The organism is Sulfoacidibacillus ferrooxidans, assembly GCF_022606465.1.
Classification (GTDB): Bacteria; Bacillota; Bacilli; order Alicyclobacillales; family SLC66; genus Sulfoacidibacillus; species Sulfoacidibacillus ferrooxidans.
The window spans coordinates 1-21207 of the sequence record NZ_JALBUF010000024.1; the positions used below are offsets into that span (position 1 = coordinate 1).

At 45.1% G+C, this 21207-nt stretch carries 22 protein-coding genes; all 22 read left to right on the forward strand.

The window, feature by feature from the left end; translation table 11 throughout:
* Window positions 1–1095: hypothetical protein (locus MM817_RS15085; RefSeq protein WP_241716660.1), on the forward strand; the 1095-nt coding region annotated here is incomplete at its 5' end.
* A 5-nt stretch (window positions 1096–1100) separates the two neighbouring features.
* Window positions 1101–1964, forward strand: coding sequence for a hypothetical protein (locus tag MM817_RS15090; protein ID WP_241716662.1), 864 nt, complete (start codon window positions 1101–1103; stop codon window positions 1962–1964).
* Entirely contained in the window at window positions 1954–2394 is a 441-nt protein-coding gene (locus tag MM817_RS15095; protein ID WP_241716664.1) for a prepilin peptidase, read from the forward strand. The genes MM817_RS15090 and MM817_RS15095 overlap by 11 nt, the downstream gene beginning before the upstream one ends.
* Window positions 2395–2796: 402 nt before the next feature.
* Window positions 2797–3930: a ParM/StbA family protein gene (locus tag MM817_RS15100; RefSeq protein ID WP_241716666.1), complete on the forward strand. Its 1134-nt coding sequence runs from the start codon at window positions 2797–2799 to the stop codon at window positions 3928–3930.
* 3 nt (window positions 3931–3933) lie between these two features.
* Window positions 3934–4401 carry a hypothetical protein gene (locus tag MM817_RS15105; protein WP_241716668.1) on the forward strand — a complete coding sequence of 156 codons (468 nt, stop codon included), beginning with the start codon at window positions 3934–3936 and terminating at the stop codon, window positions 4399–4401.
* Between the two features lie 226 nt (window positions 4402–4627).
* Window positions 4628–5656, forward strand: a complete 1029-nt coding sequence (locus MM817_RS15110) for a CCDC34 family protein (RefSeq protein WP_241716670.1) — start codon at window positions 4628–4630, stop codon at window positions 5654–5656.
* Window positions 5657–6024: 368 nt separating this feature from the next.
* Window positions 6025–8925, forward strand: coding sequence for an ATP-dependent helicase (locus tag MM817_RS15115; RefSeq protein WP_241716672.1), 2901 nt, complete (start codon window positions 6025–6027; stop codon window positions 8923–8925).
* Window positions 8926–9111: 186 nt separating this feature from the next.
* Window positions 9112–10224, forward strand: coding sequence for a ParB/RepB/Spo0J family partition protein (locus tag MM817_RS15120; protein WP_241716674.1), 1113 nt, complete (start codon window positions 9112–9114; stop codon window positions 10222–10224).
* Entirely contained in the window at window positions 10214–11467 is a 1254-nt protein-coding gene (locus MM817_RS15125; RefSeq protein ID WP_241716676.1) for a hypothetical protein, read from the forward strand. The genes MM817_RS15120 and MM817_RS15125 overlap by 11 nt, the downstream gene beginning before the upstream one ends.
* Window positions 11468–11481: 14 nt before the next feature.
* Complete coding sequence (locus tag MM817_RS15130) at window positions 11482–11700, forward strand: hypothetical protein (RefSeq protein ID WP_241716678.1); 219 nt, start codon at window positions 11482–11484, stop codon at window positions 11698–11700.
* A 10-nt stretch (window positions 11701–11710) separates the two neighbouring features.
* Window positions 11711–11944: an RNA chaperone Hfq gene (hfq, locus tag MM817_RS15135; protein WP_241716681.1), complete on the forward strand. Its 234-nt coding sequence runs from the start codon at window positions 11711–11713 to the stop codon at window positions 11942–11944.
* 272 nt (window positions 11945–12216) lie between these two features.
* The gene (locus tag MM817_RS15140) at window positions 12217–12456 is read left to right on the forward strand and encodes a TM2 domain-containing protein (RefSeq protein ID WP_241716699.1); all 240 of its coding nucleotides are present in this window, start codon (window positions 12217–12219) and stop codon (window positions 12454–12456) included.
* Between the two features lie 131 nt (window positions 12457–12587).
* Window positions 12588–13160 carry a hypothetical protein gene (locus MM817_RS15145; protein WP_241716683.1) on the forward strand — a complete coding sequence of 191 codons (573 nt, stop codon included), beginning with the start codon at window positions 12588–12590 and terminating at the stop codon, window positions 13158–13160.
* Between the two features lie 70 nt (window positions 13161–13230).
* Complete coding sequence (locus tag MM817_RS15150; protein ID WP_241716685.1) at window positions 13231–13500, forward strand: hypothetical protein; 270 nt, start codon at window positions 13231–13233, stop codon at window positions 13498–13500.
* Window positions 13493–13828 (forward strand): hypothetical protein, encoded by a 336-nt coding sequence (locus tag MM817_RS15155; protein WP_241716687.1) that lies wholly within the window; start codon window positions 13493–13495, stop codon window positions 13826–13828. The genes MM817_RS15150 and MM817_RS15155 overlap by 8 nt, the downstream gene beginning before the upstream one ends.
* Before the next feature lie 5 nt (window positions 13829–13833).
* A complete protein-coding gene (locus MM817_RS15160) occupies window positions 13834–14559 on the forward strand; it encodes a metal-dependent hydrolase (RefSeq protein WP_241716689.1) in 726 nt (241 codons plus the stop codon).
* A gap of 165 nt (window positions 14560–14724) precedes the next feature.
* A complete protein-coding gene (locus tag MM817_RS15165; RefSeq protein WP_241716691.1) occupies window positions 14725–17430 on the forward strand; it encodes a type IV secretory system conjugative DNA transfer family protein in 2706 nt (901 codons plus the stop codon).
* Between the two features lie 111 nt (window positions 17431–17541).
* Window positions 17542–18375, forward strand: a complete 834-nt coding sequence (locus MM817_RS15170; protein ID WP_241716693.1) for a 4-hydroxy-3-methylbut-2-enyl diphosphate reductase — start codon at window positions 17542–17544, stop codon at window positions 18373–18375.
* A gap of 1186 nt (window positions 18376–19561) precedes the next feature.
* Window positions 19562–20062 (forward strand): CHC2 zinc finger domain-containing protein, encoded by a 501-nt coding sequence (locus tag MM817_RS15175; protein ID WP_241716695.1) that lies wholly within the window; start codon window positions 19562–19564, stop codon window positions 20060–20062.
* A 59-nt stretch (window positions 20063–20121) separates the two neighbouring features.
* Window positions 20122–20406 (forward strand): hypothetical protein, encoded by a 285-nt coding sequence (locus MM817_RS15180; protein ID WP_241716697.1) that lies wholly within the window; start codon window positions 20122–20124, stop codon window positions 20404–20406.
* Window positions 20384–20725 carry a type II toxin-antitoxin system PemK/MazF family toxin gene (locus MM817_RS17590; protein ID WP_419723422.1) on the forward strand — a complete coding sequence of 114 codons (342 nt, stop codon included), beginning with the start codon at window positions 20384–20386 and terminating at the stop codon, window positions 20723–20725. Before MM817_RS15180 ends, MM817_RS17590 begins: the two co-directional genes overlap by 23 nt.
* 118 nt (window positions 20726–20843) lie before the next feature.
* The coding region (locus MM817_RS15185) for a recombination directionality factor (RefSeq protein WP_473828221.1) at window positions 20844–21207 on the forward strand (364 nt) is incomplete at its 3' end.

Genomic DNA, 21207 nt, shown 5'->3' on the forward strand with positions numbered 1-21207 from the left:
GGCGGATTAACGCTTGGCGTGTTATTGGTTGGGATCGTCCCTGTGGGATGGATTGCCGTGAATCAAGGGGCAGACAAAGCGGTGATCAGCAATCAAAGCCTAGATTGCAAGTTATGGAACAACTGCGGGAATGGAACGTCCGGAACCACGTCAACGAGTAGCGTGGCTTCTTCGTTATCCTATGCGAACGAAACAGGGACACCTGTTTTGCCTGGGAATGATGATCCTACCGTTTCGGATGTAGTCTGGAACACAAGTGTATTTCCTCCTGTGGTGACGATCCAAGGATCAGAGCTAGGAAGTGGAGGCACGATTTCAGGCGGAGATGCAACACAGGGATGGGAGTTCAACGCGAATGGATCCTCCGTCGTGCCCGTGGTACAGTCGTGGACACCGAATCAGGTGGTGTTTTCTTTTAGCAGTGGGTATGGCGAGGGTGATGCAACGACTTTTTCAGATGGTCATCCCTACTGGGTGTTCCGACCAGGTGATCAAGTGAACATGACCATCACGCCTACAGGACGCCCTGTGATGCAAGAGTCGTCAACCTATCCTAGCTCGGCGCCCAAGCCTGATGTGACGATTCAACCAGTCAGCGCGTTGATTGCAGGACAAAGTGAGCAAGTCGTCGATTCAGTGACCTTTCAAGGAGAGCCTTTGGCCCATCAGTTTGTGTGGATTCAGCCTGCATCGGGATTGTCCATGACGGGAAGTGAAATCTCTGACACATCCTATGGCGGTGAGGATGGACTGACCAATGCGCAAGGACAACTAATTTTTAGCGTGAGCGGGAGTACTGTGGGTACGTTTCCTTTGACAATGGGTGCTGATGGCGTATCTCATCAAACATCGATCACGGTCGAACCGGCGTATACCGTTCAGCTAACAGCTAGTGCAGATACAGATAACAATGCAGTAACACTGACGGCTACGGTGAATCAACCGATCGTAAGTCCTTATGTGTTAGAGATCGTCAATCAAACAACAGGACAAGTCCTTGCCTCTGCAACATCAGGTGAACGCGTATCGACGACGATCACAGCTCTACAAGATCAAACCCAACAATTTATTGCACAAGTCGTCACTGGAGGGTGAAAACCATGACAAAACAATGGGTCATCGGTGTGATTGTGATGGCTCCTTTTTTAGTAGCTCCTCTTGCTTTCGCCCAAACAATCGCACAAAGTCAACCGGTTTCGATTACCGGAGGTTATACGACCACAACGTATCGATCAGAGAATGTACAAACGGGGACTCAACAAGAACAGGAACAATCAGGCACACATGAAGTCTATGAACAGACGGGAACGACAGAACAAGAGGTACAAACAGGCACTCATCTGGTACAAACAGGGACAACGACAGTAACGGTACAAACAGGATCAAAAGAAGTATTTGCAGGTGATGAACGTGTTCTGACTGGATATGCTAGTCATACCGTAGAAACAGGGACTCGAACGGTGGAGACAGGGACAAAAAGCGTAGAAACGGGGACTCGAACGGTAGAAACAGGCACACGAACCGTATTGATTGGAACAAAGACAGTGCAAACAGGTAGCCATGAAGTAGCTGAATATGCATGTCATGGCAATCAACGAGATCGCTGGTGTGGCGAGGAGTATGTGTCTGAACCAACCTACTCAACAGAACCCGTGTATACTACAGAGCCTGTATATACCACAGAACCCGTGTATACAAGTGAACCTGTATACACTACAGAGCCTGTATATACTACGGTATCGGAACCTGTGTATGCGACAGAAGCGCGCTACTCAACAGAACCCGTGTATACAGAGGAAACGCGACCTGTGTACACAACCGAACCAAGCTATACGTTAGAAACCGAACCAACCTATGCCTACGTTTCTGTGCCTACGTATATCATGAAGACTGTACCTGTCTACACAAGTGAAGATGTACCTGTTGAATCTTGGCATCCAGTGAGTGTCGTCTATGGTTCATGATGTACTATTTCTATTCATTTTTTTAGCAGTAGTCGCTTATCAAGATCTCACGACTCGCCTCATTCGAGATTGGTGGACGCTACCGTGGATTGCATTTTTTCTTTTTTATAACGGGGTCCAACATCATTTGGAGCCTTCGATCATTGGACTTGTAGGCATGGGCGTACTATTGTTCATCCCAGGACTCCTTGGATGGCTTGGCGGTGGCGACTGGAAGATGGGTATGGCGCTTGGGGCAGGAGGAGGACTTGTTCCTGCTCTCCTCCTCTTTGCGCTAGGATTTCTTCTTGCACCCCTTCTAAAAACGTGGTTGCAGAGGGTCAGCAGACGATATGTAGATGAAGAAAACGCAAAATTAATTCCAGTTGGCGTGTTAGTCTTTGTCGCAGACATTCTGTTTAGTGTGGGGGTGCTCATGATTGAGCGATGAACGAGCACAGCGTTTCATGATGCGGGCATTTGCTCTTTTTAGTCTTTTTGTTGGCGTCATGCTTGCATTTGGGTCGTCGAAGTAGAAGTAGGAAAAGCCGCCAAGAAGGTGGCTTTTTTTTGACTTTCTTCCGATAAAAAAACGTGAGATTCCAACAATCACTAGGTGACTTACTGCCTCATTGAAATGACTATGTAGCGTTTTCTTCATGTATACGCAAAATATATTCGTCTACGTTAAGTTTACGTAGACGTAAATAAAATCACTTGAAATATAGTATATATTCATTCATAATAACAAATATCACGTCAACGTAAACATTAAGTAGACGTTATATTGTATTTATTAGATTGTCTACGTATACATAACGTAGTCATAAATATAGAAGGGGGATTTTTTAACATGATGATTCACTTAGCGGCCATTGATGTTGGCAATGATGGTGTAAAAGCGATATTTGAAACTGGGAAAGGGATCATTCTTCCCAATGTGGTTGCAGAAGCACCAGCCGATCGTGGTGTTGTGTCTCTGGAAAGTAGCTTGTATGAAGGGATTCACTGTCGAGTAACTAGCCCGTCGCTTGTCAAAAGTGGAGTGTATACAGTAGGTAATTTGGCCACGCGATATTCGGATAATCATGAACCAGAACCGGGTGATGCAAAATCGTCTAATGATCAAGCAATCATTATGCTTTTGGTGACCTTGGCAATAGATGCCGCAAAACATGGTGAAGCCAACAGTAACGGAGTGGTTGAATGTCGGTATGCCTTGTCAACTGGATTACCGCTAAAAGAAATCAAGAAGCCAGGCACAAAAGAAGCTTTCCGTGATCGGTTAATGGGAAAAGTACACGAGGTGGAGTTTCTCCAAACGCCTGAGATTGGCAAGAAAGTGGTACGTATTGAATTTGACACAGTGAGTATATCCAGTGAAGGTCAAGCTGCCATGATGTTTCTAGTCACCGATGAGCAGGGTCGAATTAAAAATGAAGAGTTGTTGAATAAGTCGATTCTCATCAACGATATTGGCGGGTTGTCAACAGATTCTGCGGTGATTGAACGTGGTGAACCAGATAACATGAATTCAGACGGGCTTAATAGTGGTGTATCGGAATACTTGGATACGATCATTGAGCAAGTGTATGAACGGTATCATCATCGAATCCGTTCGCGTCGTAACTTAGTCCGCGATGTATTGTTAGCCAAAGATGAACGCAAAAACCATATTCTTGTCGATGGCAAGTTGACTTCAATAAAAGATGTGGTTGATGAAGTTTTAACGGCTTGCGCGAAGGCGCAACACGATCATCTGGGACGGATGTGGAAGAAAGTGTCCGATGTAGAGTTGGTCTTTCAGATTGGTGGAGGTTCGGCACTTATTCGACCCTATTTGACGGCGGTCAACGAGAACAGCAGGCATGTCTATCCGCTTCGATGGCAAGAATCGGCAGATGAAAGCATTTGGATGATTGTTGAGTCTTACTGGAAGATCCTTGTCCTCTCCAAGCGAGTGACGCCAGCCATCGAGGGAGTGTAAAGCATGTCACGCAAGCCAGACTTAAAAGCTGGGGATGTTCTTTCATTCCGAATCCCGGAAAATATATCGTCGGATGATTTGAGCCATTTGAAACGGATTGCCAAACGTCCGACTTCTGGTAAAACAGGTGCGATTAACAGTTTCTTCTTCTCGAAAATAACGGAAGATCGGATGCAACAGTCGCGACATGTTTCCATTGATTTGCCAGAGGTATCAGATGAACAAATCGCTATGGTAGATAGTCCAATTTTTAAAAAAGCACTGACGATGTACGCTTATCAATTATTGGGTGCAACGGGTCCTACTGTTGAAAGGATGCGTGAAGCGTTAAATAACCATGAGGAACATGCGACTAAAAATGAAACGATGATTGGACTAGACCAAGCGCAAAATCAATATGAAAAACAATCGGATGTAGCGAATCAACCAGACCAACGAGCACTTGATTTGATGAGGAAATTGCAAGGTTAATCATGTTTACGTTACGTCTACGTATACGGTAAACGTAGACGTAACGTAAACAGACTACGTAAGCACAACGTATACAGTATATGTTGTGCTTACCTGATGGAATGAAACGCACTAGGGCGATCCCCTGTGCGTTTTTTTGTATGAAAGCGTGCAAAAAAGAGTAGTGAAAATGGAGGGTTTTTAACTTGCTTTTTCCGTTACGCTCGTTATAAGGAGCGTGGTGTCTATGCAAAAGAAACAACAAAGAGTGCGAAGAATGACTGCAGCAGAAAAAATGATCAAAGAAAGAGAAGAAAAACAAAGGGAATCGCTCCATCAATGGTATGAAGAGGAATGGAAAGCGAGACAATCGGCGAATCCAGAAGAAGCTCTTGCACTTCTCAATGAACGTTGGCGGATCAAAACCGAACAAGAGATTCAAGAAAAGGTGGAGAAAGCAAGAAAGGAATTCGCCATAAATAAGATCAACAACGATGCGAATCGTTATGTTCCTGATCCATCGTTTGATCGAGTTGCCTTTTGGCGTTCATTTCGAGCCAAATATGTCGATCTATTTGACGATTATCGCGAGATTCTTCATCACGTAGGGAAGGATGGACTGGCTGATTACAGCTTGTTTAAGGACTATGAAAACTTGTTGGAACGCGTCTATGGCATCGTGCAAGAACAGATGTATGCCGATGTCCTAGACTCACGGTATATCGTTGTGCGGCCTTTTGATCAAACCGACAAGGAAAGAACAAGAAGTTCCGTTGTCACAAGAGAAGAGTATCCAGTGAGCATGATCATGGACTATGAGGCAAAAACGGTTTCTTTTTTGATACCTGAAATCTTCTTTCGTTCAAAAAAATACATGAAGATCAGACCGTTTTATCTCACGGCTAAAGAAACATATTTTCGTGAAACTCAGTTTTGGCGTGAGATTTTCGGTCATTTATTGGATGGTAAATTCAAGTATTTTGATCGTTTTCACTATCCTCCGTCAGCGCATCCGCATGATTGGGAGTACCAAGGAAGGGATCAAAACTATCTATTTTCCCAAATTGAACTGGAAATTATCGTGGATGCAAAAGCGCCATTAGATCCAGATAATTATCATTTAAAAGTGATGATCGATCAGATGACAAGACATCACGTGTTTCCTGTAGATACGTTTGACTATGTAAAAACATTAACGATCAGACAACAAGAACAACAGAATAGGGATGCTCTCGAAATGGTAGAGGTCCGTTTGCGAGGGTATAGAAAGGAATGATTGGCTTCGATTCTTCGAAGAAATGAGGTAAAAACAGGGAAAAAGACTTACAACGCAATTTTTGATGGTGAATTGGCTGCATTGTAAGTCTTATATCCTTTATTCATCGTGTTTATGGCCCCTCTCTTCACCGTTTAAAAAACTTACAATGTCCTGAATTTCCTCATTGTAAGTTTGAGATGGAAGTTGTTAGCGTTGATTGACTAGGGTTAATCCAAAGAAAATGGCAAGACAAAACGGATAAATTCGATCAGGTAGAGTGGGTGTAAAAATATCTTATGGGCATAGTGATCGGTGGCTTGATCTGTGAAACGCGAAGCGTTTTGCGGATCAAGCCATAGAAGAGTAACGGAAGGCAGGAGGACAAGATGGCGGGACAAAGTGGGCGTAAACCGAGCGAAGCAGAGTTGCGCGATATGACGGAGAAACTTGATGAAGCGTTATCGAACGTACCGGTGGTGACCTATGCGCAAATGGCGCGATTGTTGAATACGTATCGGCAGAGGGTGTATAGCTTGTGGTCGCTGCTGGAAAAAGGGAGGCGGCGAGAATGGAAATTGAAAGAGGTGACGAAGGAGCATCGGGCGAGTCGGTATTACGATGTAACGTACATGGCGGTCAAAACGTTCGTGGAGAAAAGAGATGAAGAAACGGGGAAACTGGCGTTTGATCGAAAGGATACGGTGTATAAGGGGATCGCGTATCAGGAGCTCAATATTGCGATGATGCGTGATGGGATGTACGAACGGGGGTGGACGTTCACGTATGGGCGGATGGAGGATCAGGAGGGGTCGCAAGCAGGTATCCGAAGAGGGGAAGAGGGGATGCCGATGTACCTCGTACCCTTTGGATTGAAGGAGCGAACGTATAAGCACGTGCATGGGTATTTCCATCGAATGCAAAAAATCCATGGCGATCGTGCGCTCAAAATCGTGGTACTCGTGAAGCGAAAAGGGTATGCATCGGCGGTGAAAAGTATGAAGGATTGGCTAAGCAGGAATAGTGACGTCAGCCATGCCTTGTATGCGTTGCCGTATGAAGACGTAGTGCAAAATCCCGAGTCTTATTTTCGATCGATCTTTGACTATGGCGCGTGGTCGTATGAGACGTTGGAACGGATAGTTGGCGTAAAAAGTGGCGGTGAGTTTTATCAAAAGTATAGCGAGGGAAAGGATTGGATGATCGGCGGTGGGACCATTGTCGCGAAGATCAACGAGACGTGGTCGGTGCTGGCAGCGTGGAACGGGAATATCGCGAGTCTGATTCAGTGGGGACACCTGGGCGATGAAGCGTTTGCGAGTGTGAGCGTGAAAGGAGAGCGAGTCGCGGCGTATCTGTGGTTGACGGCACCTAATGCGCTGATGGGAGAGGTCATGCATAAGCTGGCACATTCGAAGGGAGTCAAGAGACTGACCGATATGCCGTCATTGCAGGAGGTAGAGGTAAAAGAGTGTTTCTATGATCCAGATCAAGAGGATGAAGATGAAACAGTAGAAAGGGGTTGGGATGAAGTGGAGCTGACGAATGAACAAGAAGCGGCGATGATGCATGGGACAGGCCCTGCTTTAGTGGTAGCGGCGGCAGGGAGCGGCAAGACGCGGGTGCTGATTGCACGAATCAAGCGATTGATCGAAGCGGGTGTGCATCCTCGAAGTATTTTAGCGTGTACGTTCACGAAGAAGGCAGCGCAAGAGATGAAAGCACGCTTGGTGCATGAGGTTGGGGAGCGAGCGAAACAGGTGCGCATGGAAACGATGCATGCCGTGGCGTTTCGATTGTTGCGGGAGATGAACCCGCAGGTGGAGGTTTTGGTGGATAGCACCCATGTGGTGGAGTGGGCACTGGAGAAAGAGAGCGGCAATCTGCGTGAGCAGGTGGACGCGAACGAGTGGATGATGCGGATCATGCGTCAAAAGAGCGAGGGGATCATGCCGGAACAAGTAGAGGACCCTGACTTACAACGCATGTATGCAACGTATGAGCGATTGAAGACGAACAGTAAGCGTGTGGACTTTGAAGATTTGATTGTGATGACGTTGCAGGCGCTGCGAAAGAAAGATCGTGTCGCTTTGACATGGCGAGAGGGCATTGAGTATGTCTTGGTGGATGAGTTTCAAGATACGAATCGAGCACAGTGGGAATGGCTCAAAGAAGTGGCAGCACCACGCCGCAACCTGTTTTGCGTTGGGGACGATTGGCAAGCAATTTATGGCTTTCGAGGATCGAGACCTGAGTTGATGCAAGAGATGAAGGAGAAGTATGTAGGGACAAAGATGTACTATTTGACACGTAATTATCGTTCATTCTTTGTGATTGTCGGGTTGTCCAATGACCTGATTAACCATTTCAATCAGGGGTTTCATATCGATAAGGTCGTGGAGCCAGGCGTGGGACGTGATGATGAGTATTCAGGGTACGCACCCTTTGAGGTAGATGATGAGCAAGCGGAAGCGAATATGGTGGCGAGAGTCATTCTAAACCGTCATTTTCCCTATAGAGGGTATGCCGTGCTGTATCGAACCAATGCGCAGTCGCAGATTTACGCGGAGGCGTTAAGTGAACAGGGGATACCGTATGAAGTGGTGGGAGATACGCCATTTTTTGCATCGAAGCGAGTGAAGGCAGCGTTGGATTATCTGCGTACATCGATCGATACGGAGAATGCGGATCATTGGAGGGGGATTATCAATCAACCGAATCGGCGAATCGGACAAACAGAGATTGAGGAACTCGTGGAGCTTGGTTGGCGTGGGGTTGAGGACCATCGTAACCTGTGGGATTTGACCAGTGCGATTGAAGAGTTGCAAAGAAGAGAGTCGCCAGCAGATGGGTTAAGGTGGCTACTCACTTCAGGAATGAAGGAATTAGCGTATGCGAAAGATGATGAACCAGTGAAATGGGTAGATGTGTTGCTACGGTCCGCGTCCAAGTTCAAAACGAAAGAAGCGTTTTTAGCTTTTGTTGATCGGACATTACGTGAATCGAAACCGGAAGAAGGAAAAGATGATGCTGTGCAATTGATGTCGATCCACCGGAGTAAAGGACTTGAATTCAACACGGTCTTTATCGTGGGAGCCGTGGAGGGTTTTTTACCGCATGAGCGATCCGCCAAGCCAGAAGAGATTCGAGAGGAAACGAGACTGTTTTATGTGGCGATGACACGAGCTAAAGATCAGTTGTATTGTTCAGCGCCGAAAACGTATATGGGCAAGTTGGTACAGAGAAGTCGGTACATGCAATATCTTTATGATCTGGAGCCAAAAGAGTAGTGAAAATGGAGGGTTTTTGGGGTTGACAAGATGCTAATGTTGAGTTGTAAGAAAAATATGTTACGAGCAAGAGCCATTACGAGCTCTTGACGATTACTAATTACAAGTAATCATAAAGAAGTTTCAAGTGCTACAAAGTAGCACTTGGAAAATAAAATAATATTGAATTTACGGGAGGAATTAAATATGCGAGAAATAATGCAAGTAAGTCCACATCAACTCATACCTAATCCTCAATATGCAAAGTACAATTCGGACAAGATCCAATTAGCGTCAGAATATGAACGCATCAAGGACAGCATGATTACACACGGCATTGATTACCCGCTCATTGCCATTAAAGATAGTAATATTTTGGTCTGTGGACATAAAAGAAGAACCATTGCTATCGAACTAGGATTAGAAACTGTGCCAGTGATGTACGAATCAATGGATGTTGAGGCATCTATTGACCGTATGGTAGAAGACAATCTAAGCCGCACACCATTAGAAAAAGATCCTATGATTATCACAAATATTATCACTGTAGCAAAAAGGATATACGGAATCACTCATGGAGGAAACAGAACCGATAAAGGAACAACATTAAACGATTTGTCCAAAAAGATAGGTATATCCACAAGCCGAATAAGGGAGTACGCTCGATTGACAGATTTAACACCAGACCTGCAAGCGATGGTTAGTAAAGGAATGATTAGCGTGCGCGCAGGCTCTAATTTGTCCACTTTGCCAGTAGAAGCACAAGATTGGTTTTATGCATCCCATAAAGAAGCGACAGAAATTAGAGACTCGGAAGTAACGGCAGCAATTATGTTGTGGAAGTATAAGGAAAGAGAGATAGAAAGAGTACAATCAATAGGACTAGATCAGGATCATGACGATGATCTGCAGGAAGAAGAAATAGGATCATATGAAACACAAGAAGCAAAGAGGAATGAGGAGCGGTTGGGCGGCTCAGTGGTTGACATAGAACGCAAACCATCTATGGAGCGGGTGATGAAAAAATCGGCAATCTTAGATTTCAATGACGAGGTGATGCAAGAACGGTATCGAGAAAATTTGGTGGATTTAAAGCTCAAGCAAGCCGAAACAACGATCAAACGTCTTCGATCAGAATTTGAAGTATTAATGCAGGAACATAGTAACAAATTTGATACGCCGCGTACCTATTGGCACAGCCAACTAGATAAATATGTGCAAACCGTGGAGGAGTTTGCGGGTGTTGTATTGTCGTACAAGCAAGATGTGAGTGAACTAGAAAAAATAGTGTATGACCGTGGTGATGAAGATGAGCAATAGCTTGCTTGTCTTAATCGAAGGGCAAGCACCGCACATGATATCGTATGCGCAAGTAGCCACTGGCAACAAGCATGGGAATCAAGAATTATTGCACGCTTGGCGCGCAAATAAGGCGGTGTTGTATTGCACCTGTCGTGAAACGGATCGTGTACGCATGAACGTGCGCAATCACCCAAAGTACAAGGAACACGTACAGGTGCTATACAAGCAGGATCGGCATATCGATCACGATCCAACTTGTGAACGCTATGCGGAAGATAGCCCGTTAGAAATACGGCGTGTGGTTAAGCGAAGTGCTGTGCAAGAAGAGACGGACGAAAATGGGCGCTATGTAAAAATTTTTTTGCGAGATCTTTTTCAAGTGGAGAAGGAACAGGCTCAACAACCTGTTCCTGCCTCTGAGGAAGTCAAGAGTGCGGATTCGTATGAACCTAAGCATCTTATCAAGCAACAACGAGTAGGCAGGATAGACAAACAAGAGAGAACTACCGTTGCCGCTTTGATTCGCGAGTGGTATGTCGAAGGATTGCAGATTGCCCAGGAGCGCATGGGACAACTGAGATCGACACAGGCCATTTTGTACGGGATGCAAATGGCCATGTTAGAAGAACGCATACGGTTAGACAAGGAATCTCTAAAAAAAATCGCGTATATTCCACATCCAAGGCAATACCCGATGGAACAAGCGATCATTGTTGGTTTTGCCCAAGCGTGCCTTTCGATAGGTGAGGAAGAAGAAGTCTGGCAGATCAGTGGCGTGAAAGGCGCGTTCGAGACAGTCCATATCGAAAAGCGGTATCTACCGAATCATCGACTAAAGGGAAATTTAGTGGCTATACAAACCACGCGGAAGCAAGGGACCATTCGTGCGATGAGATCTATTGTTGATGCTATCATCCATCCTAATGGATGTGTGTGGTTAGATAGCCAGCATGAGAAGGATTTGTACGAGGAATTGTTACTACGGCGACTGCAGATTGAAAAACCGTTGCGACCGCACGATACGTGGTTTGGATACAGACCGGATTTTGTGCTTAGAGGATGGTCTCGACCAGTTATTGTTGAGGTGTGGGGTTTGATGGATGATGTAGTCTACGCTTCACATGCAGCAGTGAAGCGAAACGTGTATTTGGCGGCTGAACAAGCGGGAGTGATCTATTTTTTGGAATGGGACGTAAGTGCAGGATCATATCGTCCCATGTTAGAACATTTGGATGAGATGAGAAAACTAGCTGGAAAGTAGGGGTGGTGTTTGAGTTGGAAGATCAAGAATGGCAAACGAAGATGAGCGATTGGGTCGATCAGAGCTTTGATTTGGTTTCGAGTTGGCAAATGCTATCACCGGATGCGCGCTACAAAATCGCGCCTGAGCAGTTGGAATCCGTACAGTTTTTGTTGCGCGTGATGATGAGGCAGTTGAGGATAGACCATATGGATAGGAATCAAGAAAAAATTCGTAGATATACCTATAGATAGGAGTATCAAAATGGCGAAGACAGACCACTCGGCATTGCAAGACCCATTTTTAAATGATATGAGAAGACGAAAGGTGAAACTCACCGTGTACCTTGTCAACGGCTTTTTGCTCAAAGGAATCATTCTTGGATATGATCATTTTTGTGTTTTGTTGGAATCAGAAGGCAAGCAACAGTTAATCTACAAACACGCGATTTCCACGATCATGCAAGGTCATCCGCCTATGAAGCACGATAAAGAGTAACGAATAAGATCAAGACGCGCAAAGAGCCATCCATCCGGGTGGCTTTTTGCATTTAAAAAGTGGATTGAAAATGGAGGGTTTTTAGGGTTGACAAGATGCTAATGTGGAGTTGTGCGAAAAAACCAATGGAAAAGGTGGGAATAGGTATGGATGGAAACGAAGGTTTGGCGGTGTTGGAGGTTGAAAATGCATCTCCCAAAAACGGGGAGACCTACTGCAAATCGTGCGGAAAGATCATTAACAAGCAGGCGGTTGTTTGCCCGCATTGTGGGGTGCAAAATGGAAAGTTAAAAACCGACAGCAAAGAACGTAGCAAATTAGTAGCGGCTTTGTTAGCTATTTTCCTGGGCACTTTGGGCATACACAAGTTTTATCTCGGGAAAATCGGCATGGGTATTTTATACATTATTTTTTCTTGGACGATCATACCGTCGATTGTTAGTGTGATCGAAGGAATTATCTATTTGTCTATGAAACAAGAGAAATTTGATCAAAAATATAATTCGTATTAATTTCGATCAATCATTGACCGTTCGCACATGTTTTAAGTGCGAGCGGTTTTTCATGAAAAAGAGTAGTGAAAATGGAGGGTTTTTGGGGTTGACTTTCCGTTACAGTGATAAAAAAGGAGCTGATCATCATCGTGAATCGAGTATCAACCGTGAGCTGGATGTATCAAAAACAACCAATAGAACTTTTTACCACGATGCAACGAAGAGAGAAAGAAGTCTGGCTCCATGCTAGTGATGAACTCATCAACACCTATCCATTACCCATCGGGAAAGTGCTTAAAGTCGATGTTAGGAATCGTCAATCGTTCAAAATGGTTCGATTCGATGGTTGTGTGCTTGGTATCGCAGAAGAAGACGGGCAGAAATATATACGCCTTGGTTTTTGCACATCCGAGAAAGAACTTGATGAATATCGAATTCATTGGATCGACGTCGAACTAGATGTCATGATTGAACGTGTTAATGGGGATGTCGATGAATTCTGGATGGAGAACCTGTCTACTGGTGGGTTTGGGATTGGGACAGGATTTGACGGATTCAACATGAACGAACGCGTGCGAGGTTCATTTGAAGGAGTCGAATTCATCGGACAAGTCGCTCGCATTGAAAAAGATGAATGTGATCGGACGATTCGGCACATCGGTATACGCTTTATCGAGGTCGATCGTCAGCGTGTACTAGCCATACTTAAGCAATGGGAGTAGGAATAAGGTACCGAAATCGCCCAATCAAGAGAAACATACGAGGTAAAATGAATGTGCGAGGTGAGTGGGTATGGAAGAAAAGGAATGGGACATCATCATTCGACGTGTAGCCAGACTTTATGAAAAAACGGTGGTGGATATGGTTGTCTTTCTCTCCAAGCGTGAATCTTTAGCGATTGTTTTGCAGCTCATGGGCTATAACGATTCAGAGAAAGAGACTCATCGTCTGAGTAGCAAAGAACTAAAGGCGTTAGAGTCGTATTTCCGCAGATTTGGCTGTGTGTTGCCTCAAGAAGTGGTGCTACGAAGTGTATGTGCAGAGGCGGTGCGTCATGGATGATATCGAAGTATCGCTAAATGCTGATCAGTTTGAACAATATCTAAAGAAGATCCCGCCGTCTGAGTTGCGCAATATCAGCTTACTTTTTTTGATTCGATCGGATATCAACATCTTCAAATTGCGGGAATACATCATGCTTGCCGCAAAAGCATATCAGCAAGTGCAGGCTGGATGGTCAACGACACTGATCAAATTCAGTGGGCAGACCGCAGAAGAATGGGCAGAGAAAGTCACGAATCAGATGGAGAAGTTTGCACCTGAACTGTTGGATGCGATGAACCATTGGCAATTTTCGATCGATGAGATGACCGATCACAGAGAGGAATGAGTGATATGCTCGGACGCACCCATATGGCCATCGGAGCGATTGGAGCCACGGTGATCACACCGCTGTTGATACGCTTTCCGTGGGAGCCTATTTCAGCGATGAGGACGGTTAATCTTGTACCAGAAGCGCTCGTGGTGGTAGGAGCGGTCTTAGGTTCGCTTGTACCGGATTTGGATGAATCACATTCACTGTTAGCAAGGAAAGCAGAGATGGTGGGGCGGATCGCTTTTTTGCTGATTGCGTTGTATGTGCTCTTTGTAGGACATGTACCACTGACGCCGTTTAGTCTAGTAGGTTATGCGTTGCTGGCGTTTACGTTGTTCTCGCGAGCGAATCTAATGCGAAAGATTGCGCTTGGGGCTGTGGGGTTATTCGCCATCTACGGTGTGGTCACTCATGTGATGCCATGGGTGGCTGGACTCGCCTTCTTTGCATGGAGTATGGGAGCTGCCTTTACGAGTCATCGGACGTTCACGCATAGCGTGCTTGGGATCGGCTTGTTTTCACTAGGCATGATGATGAGCTTGCATGGGTTGTGGGCAGTGTGTGCGGAGGCAGCAATGGCAGGATATGCGCTTCATTTGATTGCCGATGGAATTGCGGGTGGTGTGCCTCTGTTGTGGCCACTTCCTGCACGACAAGGCATACGGCTGGTGAAGACAGGAAGCGCGGCCGATCATGCGATTGGGTTGGTTGCGGTAGCTGGATTTCTTTTATTGGCGGTGAAATGATCAAGTATATAGCATGGCTTTGCGGTTGATGTAGAATTCGCTATCCATGAGGAAGCGAATTTTTTTCGTGCAAAAAAAGTGGATTGAAAATGGAGGGTTTTATCGCTTGACTTTCGATTACGATTGAGGTTGAGAAGTGCAAGTAAAAAGAAAGGAGCGTTACTGTTGCCAAGCGTACCGAACGTGTTCACTTCTCCGCAAGCGATGGCAGGGTTGCTAGGCCACGTTCCAGCGGCTGTATGGATTGTGTTGTTGATGGTTGTACTGGTTTGGCTGTATATCACGTACCGATCCGTGATTAGTAACGCGAAGGCGATTGGGTTACTCGTTGTTGTTGGAGGATTAGTTGGAGTGGTCCTGTGGTTATCGAAGCAAGTAGCCATATGGCAACACACGGCGAAAACAGCGAAGGTAACATCGCCTTTACAAGCGATCATACCTCCTAGTTTAGCGAAACAAACGGGGACTCTCATGCAAACATCAGGGATCAACATGCAAGCGGCTAATCCTACGCTGCATGAAAATCCTCTGATGATCGCTTTAGCACTCGTGGGCACAGTCGGTCTGATCGCTTATGGCATTTATCAGACGATGACCAAGCGCACGACACATGACAATCGGGTGCATACGTATAAAAAATATAAACCAAGTGGTGACTTCACGTATACGCCTATTGAATTGGCTGTGTCGAAAGAAACGAAGAAGCCAATCATTATCGAGGGAAAGGATCGCTTTATTAACACGTTAGTCATGGGCGTACCTGGAACGGGGAAAACGTCACGCATTCTATCCAAAGCTATCGCACAAGATCTACGCCACATAGCACGAGGATATCCCATGGATGTGGTGACTATGGATCCAGATGGTGGATTGGCTTATGAAATGATTCGTGTGGCTAAGCAATTGAATATCCCAGTCAAGGTTATCGACTTTAAAGGTGAGTATGGAACGAACATATCGTTAGATTTATTTGCTGGCATGCCTGCACAAGTGATCGAAAATGTGCGGGCAGCATTAGGCGAGCAGATGGGGCGACAAGAGGCTTTTTATGCTAACACCCAAAATGATCTAATCCGCAAAGTGATTATGGTGCAAAAGAACATTTATCCCGAGAGTGGATTTATGAAGTTTGCACGATGGGTTAGTGATCTCGATACGTTTAAAGAAGTGTGTCTGCTTGCTGTTCATTTTGCCACGGATGGATCATTAAAAGAAGCTGCCGATCAAACATCGATGCCACCTAAAGAAGCGAAAGAATTATTTGATAACATCCAAAGGTTGACACCCCGCGGAAAAGAGGTCGTGCTCGAAGAGTCGCGGTCATTTTTGCGGGAAGTGCAAAATGATCAAAAAGGCACATTAATGACAGTGACCAAAGGATTAAAAAATGTCGTCGAAGAATTGGCTAAAAACCCATTGATAGCGCCAATTGTTGATGAAAATAGTCCTTATCCCAAACTATCCTTTGCCGATTTTTGCGATCGAGGGAAAGATGAAAAAGGCCAACTGATAGCGATTGTAAACGGGAATACGGATTCAGGCAATTTGTTTGGTAAGTTAGTCTTAATTGCACTCAAAATGGCGGCTTTGAACCGCAAGGGAAGCGAGGAAACGAGAAGACCGACGTACTTGTATGTCGATGAGTTTCCAAAATATGCAACAAATTCGCTCAACGATTTATTTTCACAAGGGCGCAAATATCGAATAGGGTTGATGCTAGCCTTTCAAGTGCGGAGTCAACTGATATTGGCCTCAAATCCAAGGTTTATAGAAATTGTAGAAGGCGCTTGTCGAAATAAAATCTACTTCCCCGCCCCGGATTTTGAGGATGCCCGGTATTTAGAGAAGGCGCTTGGGACGGAGTGGGTTGAGGAGCATACGCATTCTCGGAGTTTGGTGAGTTACTTGAATATGAGTGGTCGAACGGAATCTCCCAAGGTATCTACGAGGGAACGGGAAAAGGCTCGTTTTCGATCGGAGGACATTTCCTTTCAACTTGCAGAAGAAGAAGCGATCTTTCTCATGACCGTAGGCAATCAACAAAAGTATCCAGAGGTTGGGATCACAACATATGCGACGGAATGGATCAAACAGCAAAAGGATTTCTACCTGACAAAGCAACGAGTCAAAAAAGAGCCGATTTCGCAGGTGAATGAACAAAAAAAGGACCCTGTTCGAGGATACATCACGGAAGTAGCTTCTGCTGATGCTAACGGACCTGCCGTACCAGAGTCAGATGGGTTAGGGATGATTGTCTTCGATACCACGCCAGAAGCGCAGGCGAAGATTCGTGAAGCGGAACGTAGAGGGAGATCCATTGTTGGTGATCACTATATGCATACGCCAGATAAGCTAAAAGGAAAAACTCTCCACGAATCATTGGCCATTATTGGAGAGGAGAAGAGGAAAGAGCGTGAAGCAAAAGGGGAACCAGCTCCTGATTTTAGAGCCATGTATCGAACGAACTATCAAAAGAGGATAGACCAAGCGGATCTTTTGCGAGAGGAATCAGCGTTGCAACAGCATCAAGATATCGTGATCCCTGTACCAGAGCCAAAACAACCGGATGTGCAAAAAAAGGAGCAGCTAACAGTCAAGGTGGACAAGCCGTTTGATCGAGAAAAGGATGCGCCTACGTGTGTAAAGTGCGGGGATACGATGGCGTTGTATGACATGAAAAATGTCGCTGGAGATGTGATAAATGGGAATGGATTTACACAAGTATCTTACCGTTGTTCGCAATGTGATAGTGGCACAAAAAAAGTGCTTTTTTTATGTAATGATTGTGACCATTTATCTGATCGAGTCATGCATGATGGAGCAAAATTTAAAGTTTGCCCTCACTGCGGTAGCAAATTAAAAGAGTCGTAGTGGAGAAATTCACGAAAAAAAGTGGAGTGAAAATGGAGGGTTTTTAGGGTTGACAACGCGGTAAAGTGAGAGTAGTAAAACTTATCTAACCTAATGGAAGGGGATTTACCAGTGGAAAATAACCGCTTGTTTTATGTCAACGTGCTTGCAGAAGGGGCTAAGGAAGGGGAACAGGTGCTTGATCACATCAAAGTAGATCTAGCTGCACGTGCGTGGAAACGTGGTAATACAGTTGTACATTATAAGTTGTATGGAACAGAAACATTAGAAATGAAGGATGGCACGAAAAAAGAGATGTTGTTTGGCGATGTGGGCGTAGCGAAGATCTATTTGCCTTTGGAAATGGCTGCTTTAGACCCCAAACAACGTCCTAGCGATTTGTTTAAATACTGGGTGTCAGGCGTCATTGAAGATTTCGACATAAAAGATACGGGAAATCGAGTTTTAGTCATGAATCGAGCCAAGGCACTAAAAATTCTCAAAGAGCGTAATGCACTAAAATTGCGTGAAAGAAAGCTATATGCTGTGATACAACGAGAGCTAATAGGAGCCTACCTCGTCAATGCTGGCGGATATACAGCGTTATTGCCTAAAGCGTACTACGATTGGGATCGAGACAAAAAAGCAAGAATAGGAGAAGAATTCCCTGTTATGGTGCTGCCAAGCAGAGAAGGTGCTCCGATGATAGTATCTCGTCGAGACGCTATAACGAATCCATATGCCATGTTAAATCTCAATAAAAATGCGGAAGTAGGTGGCGTACTGACGCGGATGAATCGTAATGGAACATTTTTAGTTGAAATTACAAAAGGGGTGACGGTCAGCGTAGATCCTATCAACATGAGGAGAATACCCGAATTAGGTGATTTTGTTACGATCAGGATCATAGGGAACAATCATTCAGGACCTTATGGTGTGTTCGAATATGCAACAGATGCTATTTGATGATCTTTGTGAACTGCAAAAAGCATTCTCTAGCTACTTCATGCTAGGGGATGCTTTTTTCTATTGCAAAATGAAACTATCAATCTTATACTACAAACATAATGTATCTTCAATACAACCTGTTCTTCTGGCCTTGATACAGCCTTCGATTTGAGGATGATGTCCAAAAGAATCATGAAGAGCAAAAATAAATCGGCTAACCGACACACGTGGATATGCTTACATTTGGTGGACTGATGGAAAGCCAAAATAAGTTTGCTGCGGATGATGTCCAACGCCGTGTGAGTAATATCATGTGATAAGCCTGATGGGTAATCACATTGCGAATTTGGTGGACTGATGGAAAGCTGGATTCGCACAAAGTAGTAGCACGTATAAAAATTGGATAATGGACTGATGGAAAGTTATCCATGGCGAAACCTGATGGGGATTGCATACGTGAGCAAGGCCGATGTGATCAATTTGATTACATTGTAGGCTACTATAGTGGACTGATGGAAAGCTATACGAGTGCCTAGACCATCACGATCAGCGATGAGGATATGTTTCCAAAGGTTGATACGTGATCCAAAATATTTGGCGTCTACCTCCACGACACGGAGTTTGTCCGCAGTAAGAGTTGCTGAAATGTTGGTGTGTAGCGACGCCGGCATTGTACCTATACCGAGAAAAGTAGGCAGCACAAACTTCTTATTGGCTAACGGATCGAAGGCTACCAGGCAGAACGGAACTGCTGAGGGGGTTGCCAAAGACCACGTCTCTGGTCTTGAGGTCGGGACGAGGCATATGCCTTGAAAAAATGCGAGAGCATTCCGATTAACTCACGTGGGATTGAGACCAACTGCAATTTCTTACGAGGAATTGCCGCGTGTTTGACAAGAGTATGAAGGTAGAGTTGCAGTGCTCACCGTAAATATGCAGCTGCGCCAGCATAGTAGGCGAAAAGGTAATGCAACAACATAAGGGTATACTATACCCATGCACGTGAAAAAAATCCAAGCATAACACAAGGGAGTATTATGCCCAAGTGTCAAACCAATAAACTCGCATCACCGCGGGAATGTCCTAATGACATCTACTTTCGCAATCGCGAAAATGAAGAGGTCTATTTGGCGTTTCGGTGGTTTGTTTGCGTTTGAGGAGTGGTCATCATGAGGTATCTATCCAATGACGGGGGTGCTGTACTATGGTCGGAGTGGAAGAAATCGCAGAACGCAACAAGCTCCACCTTGTCCGTACATCCACACACAATCAATACAAGGCGCACTGCCCGGTCTGCAAAGATGATCGTCGCGTGTACCACTTGTATGTTAACACGGCTCGTGACACGTTTTGCTGTCACAAATGCGGTGCATCTGGCGGGGCGATTCAGTTTCATGCATGGCTCAAGGGGGTAACCTTTGAAGAGGCCAAGCGTGATCTTTACCCTTCACATGCTCACAATCACAAACAACCTGAACACCCAGCTGAACGCTTGACGCGTGATCAGTTGCGTACAATCGGATTTGTCGGTCGCACATCGAAGATCGCACCTAAAGGTGTTGATCCAAAGGTGTGGTCTGATCGCCGGAAAGCTGAACTGGATTGGATATGGGCGGAATGGCAGGAACGTTTGGCGTGGGAACGTCGAGTGGAACTGCATGTGCGCCAAGCAATTGCGGATGGAAATATGTCGCAAGCGCAATAAAAAGGGGGTATGATTTTATGCGTCAAACGGCGTATACTACTTCCACGGAGGTGTTTTTCGTGGAGAAAAAGCAAGAGGAAACGGAGTTTCAGGTGGTAAAACCATCTGATGAACTTGATGGTATCATCTTAGTTAAAGGTAACGTTCCAGGTGTGCGTGGCCGTATGTCAGATAAACAAACGGAAAAAGTATTAGTATTGCTTCGTCAAGTGATGAGCTTGAATCTTGACGAACTACAGACTTTTCACGAGGAATATAAAGATTATCTTATTACTTTGGATTGGACGAGATTAGGTATTAATTTGAATTGGGATGATGACGATGACTTATCCGCGACAAGGTGACGTTATCAAAATTTCATTCCCTTATTCAAATTTAACAGGAACAAAAGAAAGACCGGGACTTGTTCTTAGTACGGAATCGTATTCAAGGGCAACGAATGAATGTTTAGTTGTGCAAATCACGACGAAACATTCTCCGTTTAGACCCCAGTATCAAATACAAGATTGGAAACATGCTGGTTTGACAAAGTCGTCATGGATCAGATATCTCGTTATGCAGCATGTCCATGGATCGTTAGTTCTGGATGTGCTTGGAGAGTTTCCTCACGATGAATACCTCAATGTCGTATCGTTGATTACTCAAGCAATATCGATAAGGTAAAATCATACATCAATCCGTCTATATAACGGAAAGTAGCACACGAAAAAAGATGCAGCGCAAGCTGTGTTTTGTCGTGTGCTTTTTCGTGTTCTAGCGGATCAACAAAGGAGCGATTCATATGCCAATTCCAGGACGTTCAGATGTTGTGCGCGTACCGAGAGTGGGGAAGATCCATTTAGGTGTGAAAACATCCAATGGACAAAAGGAGTATCCAAAAGCCACGGACTATTTTGTCGTTCGTGCCGATGAGTCAACCACCTCACAGCAGATGGTCGATTCGTTTAAGCGAGTCTATGGAGAGAACCCCAAGGAGATTACGATCGCATTTCCTAGCGATGATCCGGAGGACTTTTTCCCACAATATCTAAGCTCGTACAAAGGGAAACCGCCTCTTTCGAAGTTGTTTTGCAAAGGCGACGGATACACCGCTGACCGTTTGCAAGAAAGTGGAGGATACGAGAAAATCACCTGCGCCTATAAAG